A 363-nucleotide genomic window follows, 5' to 3' on the forward strand; every position below is an offset into this window, starting at 1 on the left:
ATGGATTACGGGCTGGTCGCGTCCCTCGGCGGCCTGGTCTTCATCTACCTGCCGAATACGCCGATGTCGCACCGCATGGTGATGGTGATGGCGGCCGCCTTCGGCATGACGGCCTGCTACGCGCTCGGCGTGATGAGCCATTTCCTGCCCGGCCTGATGATTCCCGCGCTGGTCTTCGCCAGCATCCTGGTGACGATGGTCTGCCGCTTCTACCGGGTGGTGCCGCCGGGCAGCCTGTTCTTCATCATGGCCGCCTCGATCGGCGCCTATTCGCCGGTGCCGCCGGCCGACTTGCCCTTGCGGGTCGGCCTGATCTTCCTCGGCAGCCATCGGCCGGCTGCGCAAGCGCAATCTGGTGCAGGC

1 pseudogene is annotated in these 363 nt (G+C 66.7%); it reads left to right on the plus strand.

The window, feature by feature from the left end:
• Positions 1-363: pseudogene (locus KVT32_RS29145) on the plus strand (FUSC family protein); the annotation flags it as partial.

Source organism: Achromobacter sp. GbtcB20 (assembly GCF_019091095.1).
Lineage (GTDB): Bacteria > Pseudomonadota > Gammaproteobacteria > Burkholderiales > Burkholderiaceae_B > Achromobacter > Achromobacter mucicolens.